The 26,254-nt window shown below is 45.2% G+C and carries 28 protein-coding genes and 1 other RNA gene; 21 read left to right on the top strand and 8 right to left on the bottom strand.

All coding sequences use genetic code 11. The annotated features are described in order from the left end of the window. Positions 1-20: 20 nt before the first annotated feature. From eno to ASD40_RS06980, 10 genes are all read left to right on the top strand, one after another. Positions 21-1,313 carry a phosphopyruvate hydratase gene (eno, locus tag ASD40_RS07020; protein WP_047678993.1) on the top strand — a complete coding sequence of 431 codons (1,293 nt, stop codon included), beginning with the start codon at positions 21-23 and terminating at the stop codon, positions 1,311-1,313. 43 nt (positions 1,314-1,356) lie between these two features. Beyond that, a complete protein-coding gene (locus ASD40_RS07015) occupies positions 1,357-2,067 on the top strand; it encodes a M50 family metallopeptidase (protein WP_057302613.1) in 711 nt (236 codons plus the stop codon). Positions 2,068-2,174: 107 nt separating this feature from the next. After that, positions 2,175-2,411: a preprotein translocase subunit SecG gene (gene secG, locus ASD40_RS07010; RefSeq protein WP_057302612.1), complete on the top strand. Its 237-nt coding sequence runs from the start codon at positions 2,175-2,177 to the stop codon at positions 2,409-2,411. A gap of 76 nt (positions 2,412-2,487) precedes the next feature. Continuing rightward, positions 2,488-3,291: an alpha/beta hydrolase gene (locus ASD40_RS07005; RefSeq protein ID WP_327205279.1), complete on the top strand. Its 804-nt coding sequence runs from the start codon at positions 2,488-2,490 to the stop codon at positions 3,289-3,291. Between the two features lie 38 nt (positions 3,292-3,329). Then, a complete protein-coding gene (gene rnr, locus ASD40_RS07000) occupies positions 3,330-6,272 on the top strand; it encodes a ribonuclease R (RefSeq protein WP_082562109.1) in 2,943 nt (980 codons plus the stop codon). Positions 6,273-6,367: 95 nt separating this feature from the next. Next, positions 6,368-6,850, top strand: coding sequence for an SsrA-binding protein SmpB (gene smpB / locus ASD40_RS06995; RefSeq protein ID WP_029196006.1), 483 nt, complete (start codon positions 6,368-6,370; stop codon positions 6,848-6,850). A gap of 173 nt (positions 6,851-7,023) precedes the next feature. Then, positions 7,024-7,388: a transfer-messenger RNA gene (gene ssrA, locus ASD40_RS36050) on the top strand. A gap of 414 nt (positions 7,389-7,802) precedes the next feature. Then, positions 7,803-8,582, top strand: a complete 780-nt coding sequence (locus ASD40_RS06990; protein ID WP_057302610.1) for an amino acid ABC transporter substrate-binding protein — start codon at positions 7,803-7,805, stop codon at positions 8,580-8,582. A gap of 74 nt (positions 8,583-8,656) precedes the next feature. Then, the gene (locus tag ASD40_RS06985) at positions 8,657-9,316 is read left to right on the top strand and encodes an amino acid ABC transporter permease (RefSeq protein WP_057302609.1); all 660 of its coding nucleotides are present in this window, start codon (positions 8,657-8,659) and stop codon (positions 9,314-9,316) included. A gap of 14 nt (positions 9,317-9,330) precedes the next feature. After that, complete coding sequence (locus ASD40_RS06980) at positions 9,331-10,083, top strand: amino acid ABC transporter ATP-binding protein (protein WP_057302648.1); 753 nt, start codon at positions 9,331-9,333, stop codon at positions 10,081-10,083. A gap of 68 nt (positions 10,084-10,151) precedes the next feature. Here ASD40_RS06980 and ASD40_RS06975 read toward each other — a convergent pair whose 3' ends face one another. Beyond that, entirely contained in the window at positions 10,152-10,796 is a 645-nt protein-coding gene (locus ASD40_RS06975; protein WP_057302608.1) for an SGNH/GDSL hydrolase family protein, read from the bottom strand. Between the two features lie 681 nt (positions 10,797-11,477). On the opposite strand from ASD40_RS06975, the gene ASD40_RS06970 reads away from it, so the two are divergent. Both ASD40_RS06970 and ASD40_RS06965 read left to right on the top strand, forming a co-directional pair. Beyond that, positions 11,478-11,912: a hypothetical protein gene (locus tag ASD40_RS06970; RefSeq protein WP_057302607.1), complete on the top strand. Its 435-nt coding sequence runs from the start codon at positions 11,478-11,480 to the stop codon at positions 11,910-11,912. A gap of 110 nt (positions 11,913-12,022) precedes the next feature. Further along, positions 12,023-12,565 (top strand): GNAT family N-acetyltransferase, encoded by a 543-nt coding sequence (locus tag ASD40_RS06965; protein WP_057302606.1) that lies wholly within the window; start codon positions 12,023-12,025, stop codon positions 12,563-12,565. 101 nt (positions 12,566-12,666) lie between these two features. Here the strand turns inward: ASD40_RS06965 and ASD40_RS37080 are convergent, their stop codons facing one another. Both ASD40_RS37080 and ASD40_RS39355 read right to left on the bottom strand, forming a co-directional pair. After that, a complete protein-coding gene (locus tag ASD40_RS37080; protein WP_156389915.1) occupies positions 12,667-12,840 on the bottom strand; it encodes a hypothetical protein in 174 nt (57 codons plus the stop codon). A gap of 265 nt (positions 12,841-13,105) precedes the next feature. Beyond that, the gene (locus tag ASD40_RS39355) at positions 13,106-13,756 is read right to left on the bottom strand and encodes a transmembrane-type terpene cyclase (RefSeq protein WP_057302605.1); all 651 of its coding nucleotides are present in this window, start codon (positions 13,754-13,756) and stop codon (positions 13,106-13,108) included. A 256-nt stretch (positions 13,757-14,012) separates the two neighbouring features. Between ASD40_RS39355 and ASD40_RS06955 the strand changes: the two genes are divergently transcribed. The 4 genes from ASD40_RS06955 (at position 14,013) to ASD40_RS06940 (ending at position 18,489) form a co-directional block, all read left to right on the top strand. Then, on the top strand, positions 14,013-14,948 hold the full coding sequence (locus ASD40_RS06955) for a DMT family transporter (RefSeq protein ID WP_057302604.1): 936 nt from the start codon (positions 14,013-14,015) through the stop codon (positions 14,946-14,948). A gap of 586 nt (positions 14,949-15,534) precedes the next feature. Continuing rightward, entirely contained in the window at positions 15,535-16,203 is a 669-nt protein-coding gene (locus tag ASD40_RS06950) for a gluconate 2-dehydrogenase subunit 3 family protein (RefSeq protein ID WP_057302603.1), read from the top strand. Then, the gene (locus ASD40_RS06945) at positions 16,196-17,902 is read left to right on the top strand and encodes a GMC family oxidoreductase N-terminal domain-containing protein (RefSeq protein WP_057302602.1); all 1,707 of its coding nucleotides are present in this window, start codon (positions 16,196-16,198) and stop codon (positions 17,900-17,902) included. The genes ASD40_RS06950 and ASD40_RS06945 overlap by 8 nt, the downstream gene beginning before the upstream one ends. A gap of 59 nt (positions 17,903-17,961) precedes the next feature. After that, complete coding sequence (locus ASD40_RS06940) at positions 17,962-18,489, top strand: DUF3231 family protein (protein WP_057302601.1); 528 nt, start codon at positions 17,962-17,964, stop codon at positions 18,487-18,489. A 124-nt stretch (positions 18,490-18,613) separates the two neighbouring features. Here ASD40_RS06940 and ASD40_RS06935 read toward each other — a convergent pair whose 3' ends face one another. Further along, a complete protein-coding gene (locus tag ASD40_RS06935; RefSeq protein ID WP_057302600.1) occupies positions 18,614-19,351 on the bottom strand; it encodes a hypothetical protein in 738 nt (245 codons plus the stop codon). A gap of 146 nt (positions 19,352-19,497) precedes the next feature. Here ASD40_RS06935 and ASD40_RS06930 point away from each other — a divergent pair, with 146 nt between their 5' ends. Together ASD40_RS06930 and ASD40_RS06925 are read left to right on the top strand one after the other, a co-directional pair. Continuing rightward, a complete protein-coding gene (locus tag ASD40_RS06930; protein ID WP_057302647.1) occupies positions 19,498-20,172 on the top strand; it encodes a response regulator transcription factor in 675 nt (224 codons plus the stop codon). Further along, positions 20,162-21,550, top strand: a complete 1,389-nt coding sequence (locus tag ASD40_RS06925) for a sensor histidine kinase (RefSeq protein WP_082562107.1) — start codon at positions 20,162-20,164, stop codon at positions 21,548-21,550. Before ASD40_RS06930 ends, ASD40_RS06925 begins: the two co-directional genes overlap by 11 nt. Before the next feature lie 334 nt (positions 21,551-21,884). Here the strand turns inward: ASD40_RS06925 and ASD40_RS06920 are convergent, their stop codons facing one another. From ASD40_RS06920 to ASD40_RS06910, 3 genes are all read right to left on the bottom strand, one after another. Further along, positions 21,885-22,286 carry a type II toxin-antitoxin system death-on-curing family toxin gene (locus ASD40_RS06920; protein ID WP_057302599.1) on the bottom strand — a complete coding sequence of 134 codons (402 nt, stop codon included), beginning with the start codon at positions 22,284-22,286 and terminating at the stop codon, positions 21,885-21,887. Then, the gene (locus ASD40_RS06915) at positions 22,286-22,549 is read right to left on the bottom strand and encodes an AbrB/MazE/SpoVT family DNA-binding domain-containing protein (protein WP_057302598.1); all 264 of its coding nucleotides are present in this window, start codon (positions 22,547-22,549) and stop codon (positions 22,286-22,288) included. Before ASD40_RS06915 ends, ASD40_RS06920 begins: the two co-directional genes overlap by 1 nt. Before the next feature lie 103 nt (positions 22,550-22,652). Beyond that, positions 22,653-23,459, bottom strand: coding sequence for a hypothetical protein (locus ASD40_RS06910; protein ID WP_057302597.1), 807 nt, complete (start codon positions 23,457-23,459; stop codon positions 22,653-22,655). A 242-nt stretch (positions 23,460-23,701) separates the two neighbouring features. Here ASD40_RS06910 and ASD40_RS06905 point away from each other — a divergent pair, with 242 nt between their 5' ends. The 3 genes from ASD40_RS06905 (at position 23,702) to ASD40_RS06895 (ending at position 25,198) form a co-directional block, all read left to right on the top strand. Continuing rightward, positions 23,702-24,457: a GTP pyrophosphokinase gene (locus ASD40_RS06905; protein WP_057302645.1), complete on the top strand. Its 756-nt coding sequence runs from the start codon at positions 23,702-23,704 to the stop codon at positions 24,455-24,457. 76 nt (positions 24,458-24,533) lie between these two features. Further along, the gene (locus ASD40_RS06900; RefSeq protein WP_057302596.1) at positions 24,534-24,761 is read left to right on the top strand and encodes a hypothetical protein; all 228 of its coding nucleotides are present in this window, start codon (positions 24,534-24,536) and stop codon (positions 24,759-24,761) included. Then, on the top strand, positions 24,758-25,198 hold the full coding sequence (locus tag ASD40_RS06895) for a DUF6526 family protein (RefSeq protein ID WP_057302595.1): 441 nt from the start codon (positions 24,758-24,760) through the stop codon (positions 25,196-25,198). The genes ASD40_RS06900 and ASD40_RS06895 overlap by 4 nt, the downstream gene beginning before the upstream one ends. 126 nt (positions 25,199-25,324) lie before the next feature. On the opposite strand, the gene ASD40_RS06890 is transcribed toward ASD40_RS06895, so the two are convergent. Continuing rightward, complete coding sequence (locus tag ASD40_RS06890) at positions 25,325-26,254, bottom strand: DNA-binding domain-containing protein (protein ID WP_057302594.1); 930 nt, start codon at positions 26,252-26,254, stop codon at positions 25,325-25,327.

Here is a 26,254-nt window from a genome sequence, read left to right as displayed (position 1 = left end):
TAAAGGAGTGTTTTCTAACAATGACGATTATTTCTGATGTTTATGCACGCGAAGTATTGGATTCCCGCGGTAACCCGACAGTAGAGGTAGAAGTATATCTAGAGTCCGGCGCATTCGGCCGCGCTATCGTACCTTCAGGCGCTTCCACAGGCGCATACGAGGCTGTTGAGCTTCGTGATGGTGACAAAGGCCGTTACCTTGGTAAAGGCGTTCTGAAAGCCGTTGAGAACGTGAACGAAATCATCGCTCCTGAAATCATCGGTCTAGATGCGCTTGATCAAGTTGGCATCGACCACAAAATGATCGAGCTTGACGGTACTCCTAACAAAGCAAAATTAGGCGCTAACGCGATCCTAGCTGTTTCCATGGCAGTAGCTCGCGCAGCTGCTGACGCTTTGGATGTTCCACTTTACGTATACCTTGGCGGATTCAACGCTAAGACGCTTCCAGTTCCTATGATGAACATCATCAACGGTGGGGCACATGCCGATAACAACGTTGACGTTCAAGAGTTCATGGTTCTGCCGGTAGGCGCGCCTACATTCAAAGAAGCTCTTCGCATTGGCGCTGAGATTTTCCATAGCTTGAAATCCGTATTGAAAGAAAAAGGCCTTAACACAGCTGTTGGCGACGAAGGCGGGTTCGCTCCTAACTTCACTTCCAACGAAGAAGCAATCACTACCATCCTTACAGCCATTGAAAAAGCTGGCTACAAACCAGGTGTTGATGTATTCTTGGGTATGGACGTAGCTTCCACTGAGTTCTTCAAAGATGGTAAATACCACCTTGAAGGCGAAGGCAAATCCTTCACATCCGCTGAGTGGGTTGACTTCCTTGCTGCATGGGTTGATAAATATCCAATCATCACAGTTGAAGATGGTTGTTCCGAAGACGATTGGGAAGGTTGGAAATTGCTTACTGAGAAATTGGGCAGCAAAGTACAACTGGTTGGTGACGATCTGTTCGTTACGAACACTGAGCGCCTTTCCACTGGTATCGAGCAAAACATCGGTAACTCCATCTTGGTTAAAGTTAACCAAATCGGTACACTTACTGAGACTTTTGATGCGATCGAAATGGCAAAACGCGCTGGTTACACAGCGGTTATCTCCCACCGTTCCGGTGAGAGCGAAGACAGCACAATCGCTGATATCGCTGTTGCTACAAACGCTGGTCAAATCAAAACAGGTGCTCCGTCCCGTACGGACCGTGTAGCGAAATACAACCAACTTCTTCGTATCGAAGACGAGTTGTTCACTGTAGCTCAATACGCTGGTAAAAAAGCATTCTACAACTTGAGAAACTTTAAATAATATAAATCGTAGTAAATAATTAAATACCTTGGGGGTCTGCTGTATGAGCAATTGGGTGAAAACTATTTTATTTCTGATAGGTTCCGCGTTGCTCACGCACTGGATCCCTTCTTCTTTTTTTCGCAACATCGACACGATGGTTCATGAGTTTGGGCATGCAGTAGTCACTTTGGCCCTATCGGGAAAAGTGATGTACATTGAGCTCTATCAGGATCATAGCGGGGTTACTTATTCATCAATTACGAAGCAATGGGCAATCATCCCGGTAGCTTTAGCAGGCTATATAACCGCCTCGCTCTTTGCGTGGTTCCTGTTCTCAGCTTATTCGAGGGGCAAGCAGCGATTAGGTCTGCAGGTTATGATTCTCCTATCTGGTCTTTCGTTAATATTGTTCGTGCGAAATGGTTTTGGAATCACGTTCTTAGTTGGCTTCATTGCTCTGACGATCATTATCTTGGCGCTTACGCCCAAATGGTTAAGTGATTTCTATTACTTATTGCTCGCTTTCTTATGCTTGGAAGAATCTGTGTTTGGCCCATTCTCTCTGATCATCTATGCATGGGGCAATGCCCGGCAAGCGGGTGATGCCACGAATCTGGCACTGCATACCGGTATTCCGGCTATAGTATGGGCCGTCGGCTTCACACTATTTGCTTTGTTGTGTGCGAAACAAGCCGTGCAAGCTTTTCTAGGACGTAACAAACGTGCTAGGAGCTCTAGCCGACAATCACCAACACCGTCCTACCGTGACTAGAAGGGGAATCACTAGGGTGCCTCTTTGTTGTATTCTAGGACGAACTGTGTTAAAATACTCATGCTAGTTGTATAAGGCAAAGAACAGGCAATTGGGGTGCTAATAACATGGTAATCTTTATGAAAATTTTGTTAATCATAGCTTCGGTTGGATTAATTGCGATTGTACTTTTACAAAAAGGTAAAAGCGCAGGTTTGTCCGGTGCCATTTCCGGTGGTGCAGAACACTTATTTGGTAAGCAAAAAGCACGCGGTTTGGATCTATTTTTGTCCCGTTTTACTATGGGGCTTGCTGCTGCATTTTTCATTCTTTCCATTGTCGTAGCATACGTAGTGAAGGCTTAACACACATAAAACGATAACAGCAGGGGAAATATACTCCTGCTGTTTTTTCATTTTAAACGGGTGTTAGGAGTAGGAGCTGGTTACCATCGAGAGCAGAATTTACAAGTCGACAGAACCATTCTTTTGGTCGGGAAGTGGAGATAATCAAGAGACAGGCATATTGATGATCCATGGATTCACGGGGTCGCCCTCGGAGTTTAGAAGGATTGGATATGTGCTCAGAGATGAAGGCTACACCATCCAAGCTGTAAAGCTTCCAGGACACGGCACCTCACCCGAAGAAATGATACGAACCGGATGGACGGATTGGTATGGGCATGTGCTGGAGAGTTATGACGAGCTTGCAGCTAAATGCAAAAGCGTTATTGTTATGGGACATTCCATGGGCGGACTGCTCGCCTTGAAGCTGGCTGTGGAACGTCATGCGGCTGGCGTTATTTCGCTGGCTACGCCTATTTTTTTGACATCAAGGAAGTCGGCGCTGGCCGTACTGCTGCAATATTTTATCAAATATGTAGCCAAGAAGCCCAAACAAATCTCCACGTTATTAGATGAGTCATGTGCATATACCAAAACGCCGATTCGATGCGTAGTAAGCCTGCGAAAGCTGTTAAAACAAGTGAAAAACTTGCTGTCTCAAGTCGAAGCACCGATATGGATCGGTCAAGGGAGCAAGGATGGCGTGGTCCATCAGGAAAGCGCAGCGTTTTTACATAAGCGCATTAGTTCCCAAGTGAAAGAACTTCGTTATTATCCAGAGTCATCCCACGGAATGCTGCTGGATCAAGAGAGAGAGCTTATCTATGCCGATATTACTGCGTTTATCCTTTCTCTGAAAGTGGCATACTATGGAGTAAAGGAAGCAAGTACGGCGAATTAGAAAGCTAGGCTCAACAACAACAAGAAGGTGAAGAGAGTATGATCACAGATAAAGAAATCATAAGTTTGATGCAAGAAGAGGCTTATAAGCCTATGTCCTATAAGGAGCTTGAAAAGCATTTTGGGATTGAAAGTGCGAACGAGTTTAAGGATTTTATTAAATTGTTAAATCAATTAGAGGAAAGTGGTCACATTGTCAGAGGCGGAAATGACCGCTACGGCGTTCCTGAACGAATGAATTTGGTGAGAGGCAAGCTGCAAGCTCATGCCAAAGGCTTCGGTTTCTTAATTCCAGATGATCGGGACCACCCGGACGTATACATTAATGCACATGACCTAAACACCGCGATGAATGGCGACATTGTTTTCGTGAAGATAACTGCAAGGAGTCAAGGCGGAGGCCGGCTCGAAGGGGAAGTCGTGCGAGTTATTACGCGTGCGAATACGCAAATTGTTGGCGTTTTTCAGAGTCAGGAGACGTTTGGGTTCGTGATTGCGGATGATAAGCGTGTGTCTCGGGATATTTTCATTCCTCAGCATGCCTTCATGGGAGCTGTTACGGGGCAAAAAGTCGTCGTCAAGATTGTTAACTATCCAGAGGGACGTTCTGCGGCTGAAGGGGAAGTTATCGAGATTCTTGGCCACAAAGATGATCCTGGTGTTGATATTTTAGCAATCGTACGCAAACACCAACTGCCAGAGGCTTTCCAAGAGGGCGTGTTGGCTGAGGCAGATGACGCACCGGATTCCATTACGGAAGCAGAAATTATTGATCAAGGACGCCGCGATCTTCGTTCCAAGCGTATTGTAACGATTGATGGTGAAGATGCGAAGGACTTGGATGACGCGGTAAATGTGGAGCTTCTGGAAAATGGGAATCTTCGTTTGGGCGTGCACATTGCCGATGTGAGCTATTATGTGCGGGAAGGTACTGCGCTTGATATTGAAGCTTATAATCGCGGCTGCTCCGTGTATTTGACTGATCGCGTTATTCCGATGCTGCCTCATAGATTGTCTAACGGAATATGTTCGTTAAACCCTCGTGTAGACCGTTTAACGATGTCTTGTGAGATGGAGTTCGATGAGGATTTAAAACTGGTGAACCACGAAATTTTCACGAGTGTTATTAAAACTAGCGAACGCATGACGTATACGAATGTGCGTAAGCTTCTGACTGGTGAAGCGGAGCCGGAGATTGTCGAGAAATATGATTACTTGATGGAAGATTTTAAACGAATGGAAGAGCTTGCTGCAAGGCTGCGTTCCAGACGGATGAAGCGCGGGGCGATAGATTTTGATTTTGAGGAGTCTAAAATTATCGTCGATGCCGAAGGCAAGCCTACGGATATTGTGAAAAGAGAGCGTTCCGTCGCAGAAATGATGATCGAAGAGTTTATGTTAGCCGCCAATGAAACGGTTGCTGAGCATTTTTCATGGTTGAAAGTACCTTTCCTTTACCGTGTCCATGAAGACCCGGATGCTGAAAAGTTGATGAATTTCATGGAGTTTGTGACGAACTTCGGGTACTCGGTTAAAGGTAAAGGGAATTCGGTACATCCACGGGCTTTGCAGGCGCTTTTGGAAGAGATTAAAGGGACTCCGGAAGAAACGGTTCTTAGTAAAATTATGCTTCGCTCCATGAAGCAAGCTCGCTATGATGCGCAGAGTTTGGGGCACTTTGGTTTGGCGGCAGAATTTTATTCTCACTTTACATCTCCGATTCGCCGTTATCCCGATTTAATTATTCATCGGGTGATTCGCGAAGTGCTGGAAAGCAGCGGTACATTATCCGATAAGCGTCATGAATATTTGTCTTCGCGGATGAGTGATATTGCGCAGCAATCCTCAGAACGTGAGCGAGTTGCCGTTGATGCTGAACGTGAAACGGAAGCGCTGAAGAAAGCTCAATACATGCTGGATAAAGTCGGCGAGGAATTCGAAGGTATTATCTCCAGTGTTACCGGTTTCGGTATGTTCGTGGAGCTCGACAATACGGTGGAAGGCTTGATTCGCCTTAGCGATTTGACCGACGATTACTACAATTTCCATGAGAGACAGTTTGCTCTCATAGGTGAGCGTACGTCTAAGATCTATCGAATCGGCGATGAGATCAAGATTCGTGTTGCTCGTGTCAATATGGATGAGCATACGATTGATTTTGAACTGCTCGATATGAAACCTCGCAAAGAGGGCGGGTTTAGTCGCGGCGGAGGAAGTTCAAACCGCGGTGGAAAACCTCCATTTAAGGGTGCAGCTGGTTTTAAAGGTTTCCGCGGGGGATCCGATAAAGGCAGACCTGAAAAAGGTAAGGGCGGATTTGCCGCTAAAGGCAAAGGCGGCTATGCGAAAGCTCAGGGAGCTGGTGCTGCAGGCGGAGAGCGCAAGGAAAGAGCCGGAGGTTCGGTTGAAGGTAAGGAAAGAGCTGAAAGAGTAGGTCAAGGCAAGGAAAGAGCTGAAGGTCAAGGGCGCGGAGCGGGACGTGCTGCAGGTGGCGCAGCTCGTAGAATAGAAGCCGCAGCGCGTGCTGAAGGCGGAGCAGGGCAAGGGCGCGGTGAAGGTTCTGGGCGCGTAGAAGGCGGAGCAGGACGTGCAGAGGGTGGAGCAGGACATGCAGAGGGCGGAGCAGGACAAGGCAAAACCCGGCGCGGTAAGGCAGGGAGCACGCCGTGGAGCGAGAAGCGCGGCAAAGGTGGATCTGGCCGCGGCAAAGCGGGCGGTCCTAAGCTGAGCGAAGGCGGCAGCTTGAGCGCAAGGCTTGAATCTGTCGGCGCGGGGCGGACAGAGAGCGGTGTTGCCCGCGGCGAAAGCAAGCGCGGCCGCGGTGGGATTGCGCTTGGGGGCGAAGCCCAAGCGGGTGGCGGTTCGCCTGCTGCTGAGCGCAGCACAGGCGGCAGTGATTGGGCGAGCGGCGTGAACGCGCTCGCCAAGGGTGGTCGTCGTCGGAGTGACGACGGCGATGGCAGCAAGAAGCGGCGGAGATAACGCCGCTTCTTGCTTTTCCGCCTTGATCTTGCTACAATAGGATGCACATTGTAGCAGTATTTACCTGCATTGAACGTGCGGGAGGAGGATCTCATGTGGCAACGAAAAAGGCAGATGGCAAATTGCTCGCCCAGAACAAAAAGGCTTCACACGACTATTTTATTGAAGAAACGTATGAATGCGGTCTTGTCCTGACCGGCACGGAGATCAAATCCTTACGGGCAGGTAAAGCAAACATAGGCGATAGCTTTTCGACTATTCGCAATGGCGAAGCATTTGTACACAACATGCATATTAGTCCTTTCGATCAAGGCAACCGAAGCAATCCAGATGATCCAACACGGACGCGGAAGCTGCTCTTAAAAAAGGCCCAGATCGCCAAGATGTTAGGTCAGGCAAAACAAGAAGGTTATACTCTCGTTCCACTAAAGGTGTATATCCGGAATGGTTACGCCAAACTTTTGGTCGGCATAGGCAAAGGGAAAAAGCAGTTCGACAAGCGTGAATCCGCAGCGAAAAAGGATGCACAGCGAGACATTCAACGTGCTCTGCGTGAGAAGCAGAAGATTGCCAGATAGGCGGCCAGCCGATACTGGAAGGCAACACCTCAACTTCCATGAACCTAGTCGTTCATTTTTCATCGTCATGTGTTATACTAATTTAGCAGCAAAGATTTGAAAGCAATTTGGCTCAAATGATTATCCTGCTTTTCTTTTACCTTCACCGTCTCTGACGGCAACGAAGGCAATCCGGGGGTGTTCTTGGATTCGACGGGGATAGTTTGGGCACGGGTTGCGGGTAGTGGGGCCGCGTCCACTATAAAACGCTAAAGCCTATTAAATGGCAAAACACAAAACAACTACGCTTTAGCAGCTTAATAACCTGTTAGCGTGCTCCTCCTCAGCATCGCCCATGTGACTGGGATAGGGGCTCAACTATAGTGGGATACGACGTTTGGTCTCCGCCTGGGGTCGGACGTAGGAAGACAATCAGGCTGACCCAACGCATAGCCGGTTACGGGGCGCTGCTCGGGTGACATCAAAACTGTGACTACACCCGTAGATGCCTGTGTGGCGATATTTTCGGACAGGGGTTCGACTCCCCTCACCTCCATACAATGAAGAAGCACCCGAGAGGGTGCTTTTTTCATTGCACGAGATTCGGGAGGAGAACCCCTCGAGGGTTCAGTCCGCGCGGACTGGAGCGTGAGCGGAGGGAGCACGGCATTGAAATGTACCGCTAGGGTTGTCGTCGGTGAGTTGCTTCGGAGCAAGTTAAATGGACATTTCAATACTCCCCTCACCTCCATACAAGTAAAAAAGACACCCTCTGGGGTGTCTTTTTTTTGCGAAGGTTAGGATTAGTGAGGAGACCCCTCGAGGGCTCAGTCCGCGCGGACTGAGGTGCAGAAGAACATCTGCCAATAACTGTATCGACATTTTCTGAGCATATATGATATCATGTAGTTCTTGATAAAGTGGTAACGTGCTAAAGTCTTTGATACAAATGTTAAAGGTGGAGTTGGAGTTTATGAAACGATTGGCAACGATGGCATTAGTAATTACGGCGGCACTTTCGCTGGTTACAGGATGTTCGAGTTCAAAAGGTAACACAGGTGACGCGAAAAAGGTAGTGGTCGGCATTGATGACAAATTTGCGCCGATGGGTTTCCGAGATGAGAAGAATGAAATCGTCGGCTTTGATATCGATTATGCGAAAGCAGCTGTTGAAAAAATGGGTACAACGGCAGTTTTTCAACCGATTGACTGGACAACCAAAGAATCAGAGCTGAACAGCGGCAGGATTGATCTCATTTGGAACGGATATACGATTACGGACGAGCGTAAAGGCAAAGTTCTTTTTACCAAACCTTATTTGAAAAATGCGCAGGTGGCTGTCACGCTGGCTAAATCCAATTTCGCCAAGCTGGATGATCTGTCTGGTAAAGTTGTAGGGCTTCAATCCCTCTCTTCAGCAGCAGACGCATTGAACGGGAGTCCGTTAAAATCCAAAGTCAAGACCGTTACGGAGTATGCCGATAATGTTCTAGCGCTAAACGATTTGAAGATTGGCCGCATTGATGCGGTGATCATTGACGAAGTTGTCATTAAGTACTACATGTCCAAAGAAAAGGGAAGCTTCAAGCTGCTTGGTGAATCGCTAGCTCCTGAAGAATACGGGATTGGCGTGAAGAAAGGCAACGAGCCACTGCTTCAAAAGCTGCAAAAAGCGCTTGACGAGATGAACCAAGACGGCACGGCTGCTAAAATTTCTCAAAAGTGGTTTGGTGAAGATAAAGTATTGAAGTAACGTAATCGAAGAAGATAAGGCAAAATCGGATTTCTTTTGGGAAATTCCGTTTTTGTTTTTGGGGGTATTTTTTGATGTCAGCTGATTATTTCACTTCGATGGTCATCCCTATGCTGGAAGGGGCCCAAATGACGATCCTTTTGTTTTTAATTGCCATTGTGGTGTCCATCCCTTTGGGTTTTGTCCTTACATTGGCGGTGAAAAGCAATAACCGATCGATTGCGGGGCTCGCTAATACGTATATTTATATCATGCGCGGAACGCCGCTCTTGCTGCAATTGCTCGTGATATGTTTCGGGCTTCCCATGCTGCCGGGGATCGGACAATATCTGGTGCTGGACCGATTTACCGCTGCCTGTTTAGGTTTTATTCTGAACTATGCGGCTTATTTTGCCGAAATTTTTAGGGGCGGTTTGCTAGCGATTGATAAAGGCCAATATGAGGCTTCGCAGGTGCTAGGCTTTAGCAAGTGGCAGACCATGCTGCGAATCATCCTGCCTCAAATGTTTCGAGTCGTCTTGCCTGCAGTATCCAATGAGTCGATTACACTGATTAAAGATACGGCGCTGCTTTATGCTGTTGCAGTTCCGGAGTTGCTTCATTTTGCCCAGACGGCGGTCAATCGTGACTTCTCCATCATGCCTTTCTTTATCGCGGGCATTATTTATTTGGTCATGACACTTCTGCTAACTGTGTTTTTTAAATGGCTGGAGCGAAGATTTAAATTTGAATAAAAGGGATGGCGCGTGTGGCAATCATTGAAGTAGCTAACCTCAGTAAGTCATATGGCGAGTTGAACGTGTTGAAGCAAATGACGTTTCAAGTGGAAAAGAAAGATGTTGTTGCAGTCATTGGTCCTTCGGGTTCCGGCAAAAGTACGATGCTCCGAAGTCTTATTCATCTTGAGCAGATTAATAGCGGCACGATTCACATAGCAGGAGAGGTTTTGGTCAAAGATGGAATCTATGCCAAGCCCTCTGAAATCAAACGGATCACCCCCAAGATGGGGATGGTGTTCCAACATTTTAATTTGTTTCCTCATCTTACAGTGAGAGAAAACTTGGAGCTCGCTCCGCGGATTGTTAAAGGCGAGTCGATGACCGGATTTCGAAAACGAAGCTTGGAATTGTTGGAAAAGGTTGGGCTCTCCGAGCGGGCATTGGATTATCCGGCTAAGCTTTCAGGGGGCCAGAAGCAGAGGGTCGCGATTGCCCGAGCATTAATGATGAACCCCGAAATCTTGTTGTTCGATGAACCTACTTCCGCCCTCGACCCTGAGTTGACAGGAGAGGTGATGCAGGTGATGAAGAACCTCGCAGAGGAACACATGACGATGATCGTTGTGACCCATGAAATGGGCTTCGCCAGAGAAGTAGCGAATCGGGTCATTTTTATGGATAAAGGAGAAATCGTTGAATCCGGCCATCCGCAGCAGCTTTTTACAAATCCGAAGTTTGATCGGACGAAAGCTTTCTTGAATGTTGGTTTGGCACAGCAGTGATGAGGGAAAAGGTTTAACGATGAAAAAAGCACCCGAGAGGGTGCTTTTTTCATTTTCAACATGCGTGGCTACTTGCGAGAGAATAGATATGGGGCCAATCCCATTGCAATTACTTGATGCCCCCGATCATTTGGATGGATGGGCAAAGATCCGCTTAACGCATCTTCAATCTTTCCTTTTTGATAACCATAAATCAGATCTGATTGTTTTCCTTCAAACCACGTATGAACGGGAACGATAGTTGCATCGTAATTTTGGGCGAGTTCGTTCGTTAAATGATTTAATCGGGCTATCGACTCAACCGCAAGAGGACTGTTTGGAAATGGATTGTACTGCGTGCAGCAAATAATTCGGGCATGGCTGCCATTTTTTATTTGCGATAGAATAGCACTTACATTTCGCTTATAGTTGGTTGCAATTTGTTTTGCATTTAATGGTTGCTGGTTTCTAAATGAAAACAGTGCCGCGTTGGCTAAATCAACACCTCCGATCCATATAGAAACAACAGCAGATTGTCTAATCATTGAGGCACCTTGCCATATCACCGCATCCAACAAATCGTAACTGCTCCAACCAGGTCGAGCCAAAACATACCCAGTTACCTTACGGGAGCGTGAATTTAAAGTAGATATGGTTAATTGGGGATAGGCCTTTACCAAAGAGGAGGCATTTTCCCCAAATGTAATAGAATCTCCAAGAGCTGTATAGATCAAAACCTATCACCAACCTCACTCATAATCATGCATACACCGGGAAATCGAGTAATGAAGTACTAGCGCGAATAAATTTAACGATGAGTCATTGAATTGATGCTTCGGATGAGTTTGTGTTTCAAATGAAACGAGCGTGAGCAAAAGCTGCTGGGTTCTATTAAAGGTTGGAATGATGATACTGTAGCGGATACCCCCAACCGTTTTTTAGAAAACCCTTAAATAAGATAAAATAATTACAATATATTCAATGACTTTAGCATGGTATAGACAAACATCCTTTAGGGTTCGAAAAAGGTTTGGATTATTGCGGAATGTATCTTTAGGTCGTACGGGGCGCTGCTCGGATGACATCGAAACTATGAATACACCCATTGCGAAGCGCTGCCTGTGTGGCGGTAGTTTCGGATAATGAAGAAGCACCCGAGAGGGTGTTTTCTTTGGGCAATTCGATTTGCTGTATCCCGCCGGAAGGCTTCTTTATTGTTAATTTGAGAAAGCAATAGTAGGCAAGAAGAGACAAATTTGAGAAAATGAAAGCATGAACGGGGCTCAAATCATTTCGTCAACTAATCAAAGCCAATGGATCGGTTCATGCGGAAAAGTTTATGAATTGGATTACATTGAATTGAGCGAAAAGCACAAAAATAATATCGCTTTTGACCGTGAAAGGACGTAGTTTGTTTGAATAGACAAGAATTACAAAAAAAGGTTCGTCATACGGTACATCAATTGATCTGGGAAAAAGGGTATGCGAGCCCACTGGATTTGTTCTTGAAGATAGAGAAGATCTCTCCAAAGCTTGTAGAGGAATGGCGATTCCGAAGGGTTCCCTACCTAGAGAGGGTCCTTAACGGGAATTTGGGTCAACTCAGCTTCATCATGAAAGAATTCCGGAAAACGGCAAGGGAATTAAACCTTAAGGAATCTTATAGACTCTATATGTCCTGGGGAAAAGGGGCGAAAAGTCAGCTGCGTTTCTCCAAAACAGGTGATTACCAAGTTGAACGACACTATTCCACTCATTATGTAAAACCGCCAATACCGGAACAAGCCCCACTTAAACCCTCCTTAGAAGGGGTTAATCAGCAGCAAGGTAATGATGAAACGGTGATTTAGTTAGGATGAAATATTCAGGCAGAATCGTTATCTTTAGGTGATTTTTGTAAATGAAAATGGAAGCAAAGGGCTGGGGCGAAATTTAGTTTAACAGTCAGGAGTTGAATTGAATGAACAAAGTACGTCTAATTAAACCTTCTATGGAATTCCGTGATCAGTATTTATCGTTCTACCAAGACTGGGTCAGCAGTGGTGAAGATATCGTGCCTTGGGTTGTTGAGAAAGATCCTAGCGATTTCCATGCAATGCTAGAATTTCTCTATTCGGAAGACAGCGAAGAGAAATTAGTCACTTCTAATTGGGTGCCCCATTCAACCTACTGGTTATTAAATGAAGAGAACTTTCTAGTGGGGGCTGTAAACATTCGTCACCGTTTAAACCAAAAGCTGCTAAATTGCGGTGGTCATATTGGTTATGGCATACGGCCCTCCTTTAGACGAAAAGGGTATGCGAGTGCCTTGCTACATCAGACATTACAAATAGCGAAAGAGATGGGCTTGGATAAAGTATTAGTGGTTTGCGATAAAGGCAACATAGGGTCTGAGAAGATAATTCTCAAGCAGGGTGGCGCCTTTGAATCAGAGTTTATCGAAGATGATGGAAATATGGTTGGGAGATTCTGGATTATGTTAAGAGGGGAAACCGACACTTAAAAGCAAAATGAAAAAGCACCCGTGAGGGTGCTTTTTATAAACTCGCGGCAAAAGCATATGTTAGTTAATTCTACTCTAGGTGGGAAGCTTATGTTTTCTCATTAAGGATTGGCTATGATTTTACCGTTTTGCCACTCAAATTCATATTCAAATTGTTCGGTAGAGCTATAAAGTTCTGGTGAGTACGGACGGACAATATGATTCTCTGATGCTTTGACACCTAACGCAGATAGGGATAACATACAGGCAAGCACAAGAATTATTTTTGCTGTCATATTTTCGATGCCTCCGCCACAATAAGATATCTCAATTGTAGGGTACATATGTAATTGGAGTATTATCACTAAGTAAATAACTTGTTTACAAAAAGGAAGGGGGTCATGGATTAATACGATGACACCTCCGTTCGGTAAACCTTACTTGAACCGAGAATAGGGATTCAACATATATATCCGGGAAAACTTATTATTTTCTCATTAAGGCTCGTAATGCTGCCGATCAATTTGAGAACAACGAGAAATTAATGAAGATTATAGCCCCTTAATAGAAGGAACGGTGAGTTATAGTGGATCTATGAATGATCTTAACAGACTTGCTATACACCAACAGGATGTAAACGACGTCTAGAATAAATATCAGAATGTATATTATATTTAATAAGATGGAATGCGGGTTTAGGGAATAGCACCAAATAGATGCGCAAAGGGTACCGACCATTTTAGAGTAGGCGATGTAGATGGATTGGCCGTGTAAATCTTGTTTCAGCAGCATTTTTATAAATAGGATAGACATCATTAGATTGATTCCAAATGCGGAATATTTGCCCTCAGGGTCATGAAATTCGATAGCCATTCCGTAGTGAAGCAGTAGAGCAATGAAAAGTAGGGAGAGGACTATAGGTTTTATAGGCCATTTAGGAGATAGGCTTTTTGAATAATAGAAAAATTGAAACAGGATGATACAGTCTAATAAAAGCCATAGTAAAGTTACGATTTGCTGGAGTGGGTGGAAAGGCATGACGAGGGAAAATAGAAATTCCCAAGTAATATTTGCACACAGAGCGGCAATTGGCATTCCGCAGGTTCGATCCCGGAACCCTTTATAAATGATCCATATATAAGCAATTGTCCAAAAAAAGACGATACCAAACTGTAGAATAAATTCTATTTGTAGTGGTAAAAGATGTTCCATATGTAGTAATTCGCCTCCTTCCAGGGAATTCTCTTTCATAAATATGTACCATTTAGCTCGTCTATGCACAGATATGTAAATCAAAAAAGCAGCTCGGCCTAATAGGAACAAGTATAGGTACTATATGATCTATTAAAATGGAAGCAAAGAGTGTAGAAAGATGATAGGTACTAGAAGACACCGTCTTAGGTGTCTTTTTGTGGTGTAATAAGATAGTATTAATCAATAATCGATAGAGAGGCAGGCGTACATCAACTTGGTAAAGTCAGAGAAAACCATTTATTTCATCCTAGCTTTGGTGGTCATCTCATGGGGGTTAAATATTGTAATGGTAAAATACCTTACACAGTTTATCTCGCCCATGTTAGTAGCCGCAATTAGGATACCGCTCGCTGGAATTGTGCTGCTTCCGTTTGTACTTAAAAAGTATGGATTCTATAAACCCAATGCAAAACAGTGGGGGCTTCTTTTTCTTATTGGGCTAACATCGATTTTCTTTCATCAGTTATTTCTAGCTTATGGGGTTGTAACGACTACAGCTACAAATGCATCGCTGATCCTAGGATTAAATCCGCTAACTACCGCTCTGCTTGCATCCATTTTCATTGGTGAAAAATTCAGTATGAGATTAGGCCTCGGCATTCTGTTTGGATTCTCAGGGGTCGTTTTGGTGGTGACCTCCAAATCAGCAGATAGTTCGGTTGGTTTATCTGGATGGGGAGATGTCATCATGCTTCTATCCATGTTGGCTTATGTTGTTGGTGCATTGTTCATCAAGAAGTTGTCGACAACCTCCATGCCAACTTTAGTTGTCACTACCTATTCCACGCTAATTGGGGGAGTCATGTTAAATCTGGGTACGGTGACTTTCTTTGGGCCTTCGTCGTATGCTCAGATTCATTTGCCAGCCATCGCTTGGGCCGTTATGTTGATGTCAGCTTGGGGAGCGTCTTCACTGGGTACACTAGGGTGGAATCATGGTATAAAATTTCTAGGTGCCAATAAAACAGCGATGTTTCTAAACGGGCTGCCTTTTGCCAGTATGGTTGGGGGAATTATTTTTTTGGATGAAAAAATTGGTTGGATTCACGTTGTGGCCTTTCTTCTTACCACGGTTGGTATTGTGATAGGGACTTTAAAGAAAAGAGATAGCAGACTTCCCTCTGTAGGTGGAAAATCTGTTAATACCTAAGTGAAAGCGGAGGGAACATACCTCCATATTAAATCAATAAGACACTATCCATTCATATGAATTGGGTAGTGTTTTTTTAATAAGCATAGCGGAATCATGATCGGGGAAAAATGTCCGAATGACTACATTTTGTAAGAAAGTTGTGTGGATATGTTGGAAAAGAAATTATAAGAGAAACTCGATGCCAACGGATTCTGTTTCCTTAGAGTCCTTCGTCACATAGAGGTTTTTGTGAAAGTGATCAGAGAAGATTTAAGAAGTGGTGAGAGGAAAATCGCGGCGGAAATGAGAAAACACCGACGAGAGGAAAGCAAGAAGTTCGCCGACTATTTGGTGACGGAGTATCCATGGGGTAATTCAGACAGGGGTTCGACTGTTAGAGACCGATAGGGGCAGTAATGGAGAGATGCCTTAAGCCGCAAGATAGAGCTTTGCCACGTGATCGTTGGCAGGCTCTTTTATTGTATTAAGCACCAATATTTCCCTCTGCGTACACCTATTGTCCATTATTTTGACATAGTGAGCACAGATTCAAATATATGTAGAAGTATACGAAGCGGCTCGATTAAATGGGGTGGTGAGTTCAGTGTCGCGTTCCAATGGAAGCAAAGGCACAGGGGATATATACGTCAGGGCGACTTTTCAAGCAGTGGTGGATACTATAATTCCGCCTACACTACGACAAGTAGAGGTGGTAGGAACGGTACCTGCAGCCGGGGCGGTTCAGCTCTGTGTGGATGAATTCGTGATGAACGAGCTCGATCATTCGCAATTTGTTCCTGTAAATGACGAGCATCCAATTCAGATGCCTCTTTCAAGGTCAACTGCTCAATTACTTGATAGGGGGGCTGAGCAATTAATTCGAAGAGGGCTAGCTCAGCTTCCGTTAAACCCTTGGTTTTTCCACGGAGGTGGACCGTTTTCTACTCTGTCTCGCGAAGATAGGCTGCAAACATTGGCTTTATTGGATCAGCTTGAGATCCCTCTCCACTTGGTCCCTCCTCCTTACCAAAACAACCCCGGAATGATTCAAACCATGATAGATTCGTTATCTCAGTTAACGATGTTCGGTTACTATTCAGAATGGTACGGGTATGGAACAACCCGTCTTTTTCCTCCAGACTACCGCCAGGTTGAGTTTTTTCCTCCGGGCTGGCGTCTGGCCGATTATCCCGGGCCAGCATTCGGATACCGTGATTTTCGAGGATTTTTGTTGAAATATCCTCATGCAAAGGGGGAATATCCGAGTGACTGATCCGGATGTTATTGTGATTGGCTCGGGTGGCGGTGGGGCTGTAATCGCCAAAGAGCTTGGGGAAAAAGGTCTTCAGGTCTTGGTATTGGAGGCAGGTCCCTGGTATGGGAATTCACAGTGGCCTGACCCGAATAAGAACCAAGGAGCCCAAAGCAGCTCCAAGTCGGACGACTTGAATATATTTCTGTTTAAGGAGCAATACAACAAGGATGAGGGAGAGATGAATGACTTGATTACAGGCAGACTTCGATGGGGGCCTGCTGATAGGAATCGCTCTCCGTGGTTTCGGAATGTAACGAGGCGGGGGTTTATTTGGCAAAATTCCGGTGTAGGAGGGACGACGCAATCCTATCTTGCCAATTCTCCGCGCGCTTTTCCAGTGACGGTTGACCGTGTTTGGCCGATTTCTTATCGCGCGCTTATTCCTTATTATGAAAAGGTCGAAGCGACGCTGCCGGTTGAGTTTGCGCCTATGACTTCCAAAGAGGAGCTGTTTTTTTACGGTGCAAAAAAGGCCGGTTGGCAGCTGATTCCTACATTGGATGTGACAGTTCCTGGCTATCGCCCGCAGCCCAACGCTATTCTGCCTCCGAATAAGAACCTTACCAATCCAGACTATTCCGTTGAACAGTTGTCTTGGATGCAAGGCTGTACGCTTGCTGGTCATTGTATCAACGGATGCCCGCACGGGCCCTCTGTGGATAAAATTGCAAAGCGTTCAACCAACGTTAGCTATGTCCCGCTAGCCTTAAAGACAGGCCGTGTAACCATAAGGCCCAATGCCTTTGTGACCCAAATTTTGACGGAGACTCATCTGACGGAAGGGTTGCGCGCGTTAGGTGTACGTATAAGGGATACATGGACAGGGGAGATAGAAGAGATCAGAGCTGGAGTCGTGGTCATGGCTGCCGGAACGATTGAAACTCCCCGGCTTTGGCTAAATTCTGGTTTACCCAGTAATCCATGGGTAGGACGGGGATTGGTTAATCATTATTTTGACTGGGTCACAGGAATGTTCGATGAAAGAGATCTGATTGCCATTCTGGGAAGCCCGGATATCAATCCCTTTGTAGGCCATACATCTGGGGGGAGGCTGGACTATCCTGGACTTGGGTCCATTTTGGTTACAGGGATGAGCCCAGGATTAACCGCCTCCATGAGCTATGGAGTAAGTCAATCAGGATACAGCTCCTTGCAGTCGCCTTTCACCAGTATGCCGTGGTATGCGCGAGGTCGAGTTGTAGGGCTTGAGCTGCAGCAGTGGATGGAAAACTATCGAAGAACGTTAAGCATAGTCATATTTGCCGATGATGAGGTGGATTATCGAAACAGGGTTACGGTTGATTTGGCCAATAAGGATGAACATGGACCTGTCCCGAAGGTGAGCTACGTTGGCGGACAACGAGGGAGTAGGAACCGCAACGAATTGGTTAAAATCGCAGTGGACATTTTGCGGAAAGCAGGAGCCAAGAAGGTGCTCCGGACGGATTGGCCGGCTTCCCTGATGATACATATGGAGAGCACAATGAGGATGGGGTTTGTCGTTGATGACAACTGTGAATCCTATCAGGTCAAGCGGTTATTTATAGCTGATAATAGTGTGCATTTTAACGCATTGGGCGGGGCAAATCCAACGCTTACAACGCAAGCTCTCGCCACTCGCACTGCTGAAAAAATGGTCGAGAAATATTTCAATTAAAAGCATGAAATAAAAATTAGGCAGATGGGTACTCTAACTAGCAAAAAGGAGCTGCGAACATGAATATCATGGAAGTACTCAATGATGCGATTAAGCCGTTTCTCGATGGTAAAAAGCCGCCTTTAAACGTCGGAGAAGTCATGAATCTATGGTTTTATTTGACCGCAACGGAACAAACCATGCGCGGCGAACAGGTATCTTATAATATTGTAGAGGACCTTGAACTACAGGAGAAGTTGAAAGAAGTCATTAACGATGTTCATGGTCCCATATTTGCAGAGTTAACTGAGTTTTTAAAAGCAGAAGGTGTCCCGATGCCCGAGGCGTCGCCGAATAAACCGGTTGGCGATTTTCGAAATATTCCGGAGGGATCCAAACTTTCTGATGAGGAAATAGCGAGTCTTCTCAGCTTCAATATTGTACTGGGTATAAATTATGCTTGCCGGGGCATGACAGAGGCAGTACGGCCGGATGTTGCGGCAATGTTCGCCAAATTTCAGATGAAGAAGTTTACATACGCGATAACGTTAAAAGATGTATTAATGAGAAAAGGGTGGTTAAAAGTACCCCCGTATTTCACATCATAAGCCTTTTTGCAAGGTAGTTTAGGAAGCGTTAAGAAGTACTTTACTAGCATAAGCACAAAAAGCACCTGAGAGGGTGCTTTTTTGATTTATTGGGTGTTAAAGCGAGTAAAGTTTATACACGTTTCTATTTGATAGTGATAGCAGAAATGCTTCCATTTGTTTTAAAGTCTTTCGTGTAGGCTAATGTAGCTGTCGCAGTGAATGTACCGTTTGGTCCCGTTACGGTGATCGTTGGATTGGAAGAATAACCTGCCCCTGGATTTGTAATGGTTACACCAGTCATCACAATGCCATTCGTAACTATTGCGGTTGCGGTTGCTTGCGTCTTTTGCCATGTATCACTTTTTCTTCCGTTATAACGGTAATAGTTGGACACCTCATCTAAGCGTTCATTCGTGATCCCATAGGGGGCCAGAACTTTAAGGAGAGCTGCTTTATTTTGCTGAGCTTGTTCGGAGGTTGGTCCACTATCCAGTCCTGCAGGCGTTACGCCGCGAAATGCCTCTCTAAAAACCGCAGTGGGTACCCCAAGGGCCGCGGCAATAAGTACGATAGGCCTGCCATGGTCTTGCGGATCTGTGTTAAAACCACCCGATATCACGACGGAATTATCTGCTTGACCAGGATTGCTGCCATTCGTTATGCCCGCAGATGGAGTTGGGCTTGATGGTGGAGCAGGAGCGGGATCAGGTTTACAGTTCTGTCCTCCTTTGTTGCCTGCTTCTCTTGCGGGTGCATCCTTAACCGCTTTATTATTTCCTGCTGCTAATACCGTGTTATTACTGCTCAGTGCAATGCCTCCACTTACTACAATTATGGCCACTAGCGTACTAGTGGTAATGATTTTCGTTTTTAAGTTCATCGTCATTCTTCCCTTCATTTTCTTAGATTGTTTGTGTTTGTTTCTTGAAACCTATGTTACTTGGACTTGGTGAAAGTATGGTGAAAGCACGAAAGCTTTCGGTTATACTTTTTTGAAGATGGTAAAATCGGGAAATGGGGAAGAAAATGAAAATTTTATTGGCGGAAGATGATAGTCGTCTGGGTGAACTGACCGTGCATATGTTGAGAAAAAAGTCTGGATGCACGGTTGATTGGGTGAAGACGGGCAGCGATGCGTTCGACTATGCGACGGCTTCCAGCTACGATGTTATCGTTCTCGATTGGATGATGCCGGGTGGGGATGGTCTCGAAACGTGTGCTAAACTTCGTAAAAGGGGCTATCTCGGTGCGATTCTGATGCTGACTGCGAAGGATGCTTTGCAGGATCGTGTGGAAGGTCTCGATGCGGGAGCCGACGATTATTTGGTCAAGCCGTTCGAGATGGACGAACTGCTGGCACGTTTGCGAGCATTAATGCGCAGAAACTTCGTTCCCATTCAGGAGGATGTCATCCGTATTCGTGATCTAGAGCTGCAGCGGATGAGTCAAGTCGTCATTCAAGGCGAACAAGAAATCCAATTATCCCCGCGGGAATTTCAAATTCTAGACCTGCTGCTGCAGAACAAAGGACGTACACTGACCCGCGAGGTCATCCTGGACAAAGTATGGGGTCTTGATGCCGAAGTAAATCTAAAGACGATCGATGCTACTGTGAAATTAATTCGAAAGAAGCTCGAGCCCTCCTACTCACGGGAGCTCATTCAGAGCGTGAGAGGCGTAGGTTATAAAATTGGAGATTAACAGGGGCTCTTTAAAAAAACGGCCATCCGAAGGCGATTTGTTCGATCGAACCCGCAATAAGTTGACGCTGCAATACAGCGGTGTACTTATTGCTTTTCTGAGTTTGTTCGTCATCATTGTTTATGTTCTACTCTATCTATTCATCTGGAACGATCAACGAACGGGTCTGAATGAGCTTGCTGACAGTGAAATTCGCACCTTGCAGAAATGGGCCGACCAAGATAGCGATCCGAATAGACGGCCCCCACGCTCTATAGAGGATGCTTTCTCGATCAGCACGGACCAATCGTTCTACTACTTGATTGCTGAAAATGGGAACATACAGTTAGGGGATGAGATTCAGCCGGAACTGCGTAATCAGGTGATAGAGGCTATCGCGAAGGGGCATTTCAAGGGGAAAGGGATCGAGAAAGTTACCTTGCAAACATTCGATAAGCCGCCTACAGACGACTTAGGACGCCCGAAACTGGGCGAGAATGCCAAGTTTCTAGTTTCGGACCGTCAACTGCTATGGAATGGGGCGCGGATCGGAACCTTATATGTAGGGAAGGAAGTTACGTTCCAAAACGATTTATTCCGTCTGCTGCTCATTCTGCTGATCGGGATGGCGCTGCTTTTCTTTGTTCTAGCCTTATGGTTCAGCCATCTGATGGCACGCAAAGCGATTATACCGATAGCCAAGGCGTATGCGAAACAACGTGAGTTCGTAGCCGATGCTTCTCATGAGCTGCGTACACCGCTGAGTGTCATGCTAACATCGATCGAAGCGCTTCAGCTTGAAGAAAGCATCGATAACAACCCCTTCTCGAAGAACGTGCTCAACGGCATGAAAGAGGAGGTTAACTCCATAACGAAGCTGGCCGGCGAATTGCTGCACCTAGCCCGCTCTGATTCTGGCGAATTCGAGCTGGATCGATCCTTATTTAATCTGAGTGAAATAGCCGCAAGAGTGATTAGTAAGCTTCAGCCATTAGCACAAGCCAAGGACATCGACATTGAGCTGCATGCTCCTCATGAGCTGATGGTGAATTGGGACGCTGAGAAATTAACTCAATTGCTTATCCTGCTGATCGATAATGCGATTAAGTATACGCCGGGCAAGGGAATGGTACATGTAGCGCTAGCAGAGGGTAAGGAAAAAGGGGCGCGTAGTTTCATCATAGAAGTGAAGGATAATGGGATCGGCATTGCAGCCGAAGCACTTCCTCGCATCTTCGACCGTTTCTACCGCCAGGATAAGTCGCGAACGCGTCAAATCGGCGGCCATGGTCTTGGACTTGCAATCGCCAAGAACATCGTGGACGCAGGCCGGGGTACTATTCATGTGGAAAGCACAGTTGGAGAGGGCAGTACGTTCAAGGTTCGTATTCCTTTGTAGGTAACCAGTAGTTGCCGTGGGGAACGTCGATGCACTATTCGGACGAAAAACACCCGAAATCATGAGGAAGAGGAACTACGATGCGTTATTTCTCGGTTTTTTGCCTCCGGATTGCTCATTTTGACCAAATAGCGCACACACGTTCCTCTAATTCGGTTTCTAACGCAGATTTCCTGAAATAGCGAATCGACGTTCCGCAAGCTAGAGGTCCGGGTGACATTCCTTTATAATCGATACAAAACAAAAAATGAGAAGGCAAGAATAACCTTGCCACCTCATTTTTTTTGTTTTCTTTGCCCCTAAGTGAATTTTATTTACTTTCGGGACAGTCTCATTATTCAATGGGGACTGAATGTTTCCTAATTATCTCAGCTACGTCATCGAAAGAATATCTGTGGTTAACCATGTCTACTGTCAAATCTTCCGCAGCCTTGTTGTCCATCGAGAAACCATAACCATTATAACGAAGAAAGATGAATAGTGCAGTAAAGGCTGTACGTTTGTTCGCATTTTGAAAGGGATGATTTTGCCCCAAGGATTCGAATAATGCTGCTGCTTTTTGAAAAATAGTGGGATAAGCATCGTCTCCAAAGGCTGATGATTGCGGGCGCAATAATGCAGACTCCAGCAAATGGCTATCTTTTACACCTATATGTTCGCTAGGACTATATTTTTGAATGACAGCAACATTAATTGCTATGGCTTCTTGTGTGGTCAAATAGCGAATTGTGTTCATTATCTATCTTTTAAACCTTTCAATGTTTCGTCGTACTCCTCCATGACTTGAGAGAGTGTGTCAAGAAAATCGGGACTAATCCCTGTGGGAAGAGCAACTTTGTTTACCTTCTTGATGACGATTTCTCCATCGTTTTCTCGCACATCAATGTTTACGGTATCACCAACTTCAAGACCAATTTGCTTAAGAGCATCCGTCATCGTTATGCCGAGGCTATTGCCGAATTTCGAAACCTTACGCTCCATGTCCATCACCTTGCTCATGTAAAATCAACTCCTTACTATCTTATTCAGTTGTTATAACAATTATACAATTATACAAATTATATTGGAATAGCCCTATGTGCAAAATATCAACAAATCCACCCTACGGGATTTGAGCCTTAATCGCAATAAGTGCATCACTTATCTTCGTTTCAAGCTTGAAGATGCTTTCTTTTTCTGCATTCATTTGACGGGACAGAGAAATCATGGAGGTGAGTGAGCTTTGAACAGCATTCGTATCTTCTTTTTTGGCTCCTTGTTTAAATGCGGTCCATATCGGGGGGAGGCTGTTTTGGATCGTTTTGAAAGCACCTTGCTTAGCTTTGATCTGTACGTTAATGGGGTCAATGTCATTCAGGCTGCTGCGAATTTTTTTCGTTGCCTTGGATGCTTTGTCTTTAGAAGCTTGGGAAGCTTTTACCTTGGCGCTGATATCGAAGCGAGCTAGTTGTACGGGGATTTTCATTGCAGCCGCTTGGATTCTTAGCAGAGCGCTTAAGCTTTTGCTGTTCAGCAATCGGGCGGCTTCGATTTGCTTATTTAGCGCGGCATATTGAGATAATAAAGGTTGATGCCGAGCTCTCGTTCGCGTGATCTCCTCCTCCAATTTCGCCAATTTGGCGGAATCAATTTCTTTGGCCTGTTTGCTCAGCTCTGCCGAAGTGTCCTTATTTCTGTTATGTAGTGTATTGATCTTGCTGTCCCAATCCTGTTCTTGTTTCTGAAGGGTGAGGAATTCGGTGTAGAGTGAATTGATTTTATTAGCTTGTGTTTGAGTCGCGCCTGCAATCGTTTTGTCCAGAGAGGATTGAATGGTGCTTGTGATTTCAATCGAGGCAGCTGAAGCCAATTCTGCTGGAACGGCTGAGGCGAGGGCTAAAGCGGTGAGTAAAGCAGTGAAATTTTTCAATAGACAACCTCCTTCAAATTTGAAAATGGGATGGGAATACAACAAAAAAAGCACCTGCAAGAAGGCCATCGGCCATATCTTACGGGTGCTTCCGTCGTAAGTATTCATTTGATAGGAGTACTATACCAAGACGCAATGGAGGGTGTCAATAAGAACACCAAATTTGCACCGAGTGATATATGTGAATTACACTAGCAAGGACTGGTAAAATAACCACGACCAAAGGATGGAAGCAAACCATGATGAATCAACTTTCGATCAATGATTTAAAACGATTCAAGAACGAACTGACACGATTTATGATGACGTATAAGTTCGCATTGGATGAGATAGAGACTAGAATTGAAATTCTCGTACAGGAATTCGAAATGCTGCATGAATATAATCCGATTGAACATACCAAGTCCCGCTTGAAGTCACCGGAAAGTATCTTTCACAAGCTCAACAGAAAAGGAGGAGATCTTTCGTTCTCAGGGATTAAGGAGAGTATTAAAGACATTGCAGGTATGCGGATTACGTGTTCGTTTGTCTCTGATATTTATGTCATAAGCCAGATGCTGAAGAGTCAAAGCGACCTTAAAGTACTGGATGAGAAGGATTATATCAAGAACCCGAAGCCTAATGGCTACCAAAGTCTTCATTTGATCATCGAAGTGCCTGTGCATTTGTCGGATCGACTAGAAAGTGTGTGCATCGAAGTTCAGATTCGAACGATTGCAATGGACTTTTGGGCAAGTTTGGAGCATAAAATCTATTATAAGTTCAATCAAGGCAATCAAGCTGTACCCGCGCGGCTTCTGGATGAATTAAAGCAAGCGGCTGCAGCCGCGTCAGCTTTGGATCTGCAAATGGAACGCTTGCATGCCGAAATTGAAGTCATTAAAGAAGAGCAATCGGAAACAATGGACGATAAGTTGAATCGAATTATTATTAACAATCAGCAATTTGCCCTGCCACAAGCGCTGCTGGAGCTTTTAAATGATGAGGACGTGAAGTAGTATCCGCTAATTGGATGATGCCTCTTTTAATTTCTGTGGTATAATCAAGGTAACGGAATTAGAAGGGTGCGAGGAAATGAATACTTTTGAAGACTGGAATCAGAAAGTGAAGTCAACGTTCAACGCTACAAGTAATGAAGAAGTACTAACCGTTATGGAAGCGGGAGAAACATTAGGTCTTTCTAAAGATCAGATGAAACTGTATGTGGACAAAAACAAGTTAACCAAAGTACCTATTATGAGAAGTGTTCATCGCTACCTTTTATTAAAAAGTGAGATCGATGAGATCGTGGGGAAATTATGAGTAACGGTCAACAAAACTATGCGAATCATCGTAGAATGCATCCGCTGTTTCACTTTGTTTACAGTGTACTGGCGCTGGGTTTAGCGATCTTATCGCTTATCCAGCTCGTTAGGTCAGTGCAATCCGGGGCAGACGTGCTGCCCGCGGCTATTTTTCTGCTTATTTCCATTATTTTAGTCATTGTATTTCTCCTTGTACGGTCCTATCCGTTAAAAGCGCAGGATCGCGCGATACGGGCAGAAGAGAATCTCAGGCACTATGTGTTGACTCAGAAGTTGCTGGATAACAAGCTCACGATAGGGCAAATTGCGGCTCTACGTTTTGCTTCCGATGAGGAGTTTCCTACACTTTGTAAGAAGGCTGCCGCGGAGCAGTTGTCACCTGATGCGATTAAGAAGTCGATCAGGAGCTGGAGAAGCGACAACTACCGAGTATAGTGCGGCTCCTATAGGTTAGAAAAGTAGAAAATGGTGGTGCAAGGTTATTCTTGCTCCGCCATTTTTTTTGCGATTGATCGCTGACTCCCTGATTGAATATTCCGGGTCAAATGATACGGAACTTACTCACAACTGGCTAATCAATTTTTTTGCTTCTAAATAGAGCACCTGAATAAACTTTTTTGTGTTTTGTCGGATGATACTCTGAGATTCATCTTCCTTATTCTCCAGTTCCCTCATTCTCTTGCGGACATCGCTTAGGTCAAAAAATTTATTCGAGTATTCCTCAAACTTCGGATTCGAATAGTCAAGTAATCCAAGGGAGGCAAGGTTTGTTAGCGCTTGGTTCACAGTCCGCCGTACCCTCTGCTCGGCTGCCTTGACTTCTTTTCTCAAATCGCTGTCGGAGGCTGAGGGGGCTAATTTTTTTTCGGCAACTTTTTGAAAAATTTCATGAAGCGGCGGAAAGTTAAGCTCCAGCGGTTGATTCATATCGGTACGATACAAATAATCAAGCATCTCCAATAAGTCCTTGCAGCCAGACTCGCCGATTAATCCAAGGTCCGATAAGACATAATTCCCGCTTGTTACTATCGTTTTTGCACTGGAAGACGAATCTTTCTCCGTAAGGACGCCGTTAATGCCGATGGCACTTAGTGATTTCTGAATGTTTCGGATGGATTGGTGCAGCCTAAGCAGCTCGGAAACCTTACGAATAACAGCGATCAATTCCAATCGGTTGATCGGTTTCGTGATGTAATACTCAATTCCGCAGGAATAAGCCAACCCAATCATTTCCTTCGACTCTACTTGAGAAATCATGATGATTTTGCCTTCGAAGTTACCGGAAATCTCACGAACGGTTTCTATGCCGTCACGATCAGGCATCAATAAATCGATAAGAACGATATCCACTTGCTTGAGGGCAAGCAGGTCGCTGTCAATGTGTGCCCCATCTGCGGCTTCACCTACGATAGTTCCCAAATCCTCATCCTCGATAATATGCTCCAGCATGGAACGCACGGCCGGATCGTCATCGACAATAAAAAATCGCAT

Source organism: Paenibacillus sp. Root444D2, assembly GCF_001426375.1.
Lineage (GTDB): Bacteria > Bacillota > Bacilli > Paenibacillales > NBRC-103111 > Paenibacillus_E.
This window is presented reverse-complemented; position numbering and strand designations above follow the sequence as displayed.

What these genes read in the sequence shown, in the direction of transcription:
- ASD40_RS06900 (WP_057302596.1), top strand. Translation starts at nt 24,534, where the DNA reads ATGAATACTTTTGAAGACTGGAATCAGAAAGTGAAGTCAACGTTCAAC.
- ASD40_RS06890 (WP_057302594.1), bottom strand. Translation starts at nt 26,254, where the DNA reads ATGCGATTTTTTATTGTCGATGACGATCCGGCCGTGCGTTCCATGCTG.
- ASD40_RS06915 (WP_057302598.1), bottom strand. Translation starts at nt 22,549, where the DNA reads ATGAGCAAGGTGATGGACATGGAGCGTAAGGTTTCGAAATTCGGCAAT.
- ASD40_RS06965 (WP_057302606.1), top strand. Translation starts at nt 12,023, where the DNA reads ATGAACAAAGTACGTCTAATTAAACCTTCTATGGAATTCCGTGATCAG.
- rnr (WP_082562109.1), top strand. Translation starts at nt 3,330, where the DNA reads ATGATCACAGATAAAGAAATCATAAGTTTGATGCAAGAAGAGGCTTAT.
- ASD40_RS07015 (WP_057302613.1), top strand. Translation starts at nt 1,357, where the DNA reads ATGAGCAATTGGGTGAAAACTATTTTATTTCTGATAGGTTCCGCGTTG.
- ASD40_RS39355 (WP_057302605.1), bottom strand. Translation starts at nt 13,756, where the DNA reads ATGGAACATCTTTTACCACTACAAATAGAATTTATTCTACAGTTTGGT.
- ASD40_RS06895 (WP_057302595.1), top strand. Translation starts at nt 24,758, where the DNA reads ATGAGTAACGGTCAACAAAACTATGCGAATCATCGTAGAATGCATCCG.
- secG (WP_057302612.1), top strand. Translation starts at nt 2,175, where the DNA reads ATGGTAATCTTTATGAAAATTTTGTTAATCATAGCTTCGGTTGGATTA.
- ASD40_RS06930 (WP_057302647.1), top strand. Translation starts at nt 19,498, where the DNA reads ATGAAAATTTTATTGGCGGAAGATGATAGTCGTCTGGGTGAACTGACC.
- ASD40_RS06985 (WP_057302609.1), top strand. Translation starts at nt 8,657, where the DNA reads ATGTCAGCTGATTATTTCACTTCGATGGTCATCCCTATGCTGGAAGGG.
- ASD40_RS06905 (WP_057302645.1), top strand. Translation starts at nt 23,702, where the DNA reads ATGAATCAACTTTCGATCAATGATTTAAAACGATTCAAGAACGAACTG.
- eno (WP_047678993.1), top strand. Translation starts at nt 21, where the DNA reads ATGACGATTATTTCTGATGTTTATGCACGCGAAGTATTGGATTCCCGC.
- ASD40_RS06935 (WP_057302600.1), bottom strand. Translation starts at nt 19,351, where the DNA reads ATGAACTTAAAAACGAAAATCATTACCACTAGTACGCTAGTGGCCATA.
- ASD40_RS06940 (WP_057302601.1), top strand. Translation starts at nt 17,962, where the DNA reads ATGAATATCATGGAAGTACTCAATGATGCGATTAAGCCGTTTCTCGAT.
- ASD40_RS06990 (WP_057302610.1), top strand. Translation starts at nt 7,803, where the DNA reads ATGAAACGATTGGCAACGATGGCATTAGTAATTACGGCGGCACTTTCG.
- ASD40_RS06920 (WP_057302599.1), bottom strand. Translation starts at nt 22,286, where the DNA reads ATGAACACAATTCGCTATTTGACCACACAAGAAGCCATAGCAATTAAT.
- ASD40_RS37080 (WP_156389915.1), bottom strand. Translation starts at nt 12,840, where the DNA reads ATGACAGCAAAAATAATTCTTGTGCTTGCCTGTATGTTATCCCTATCT.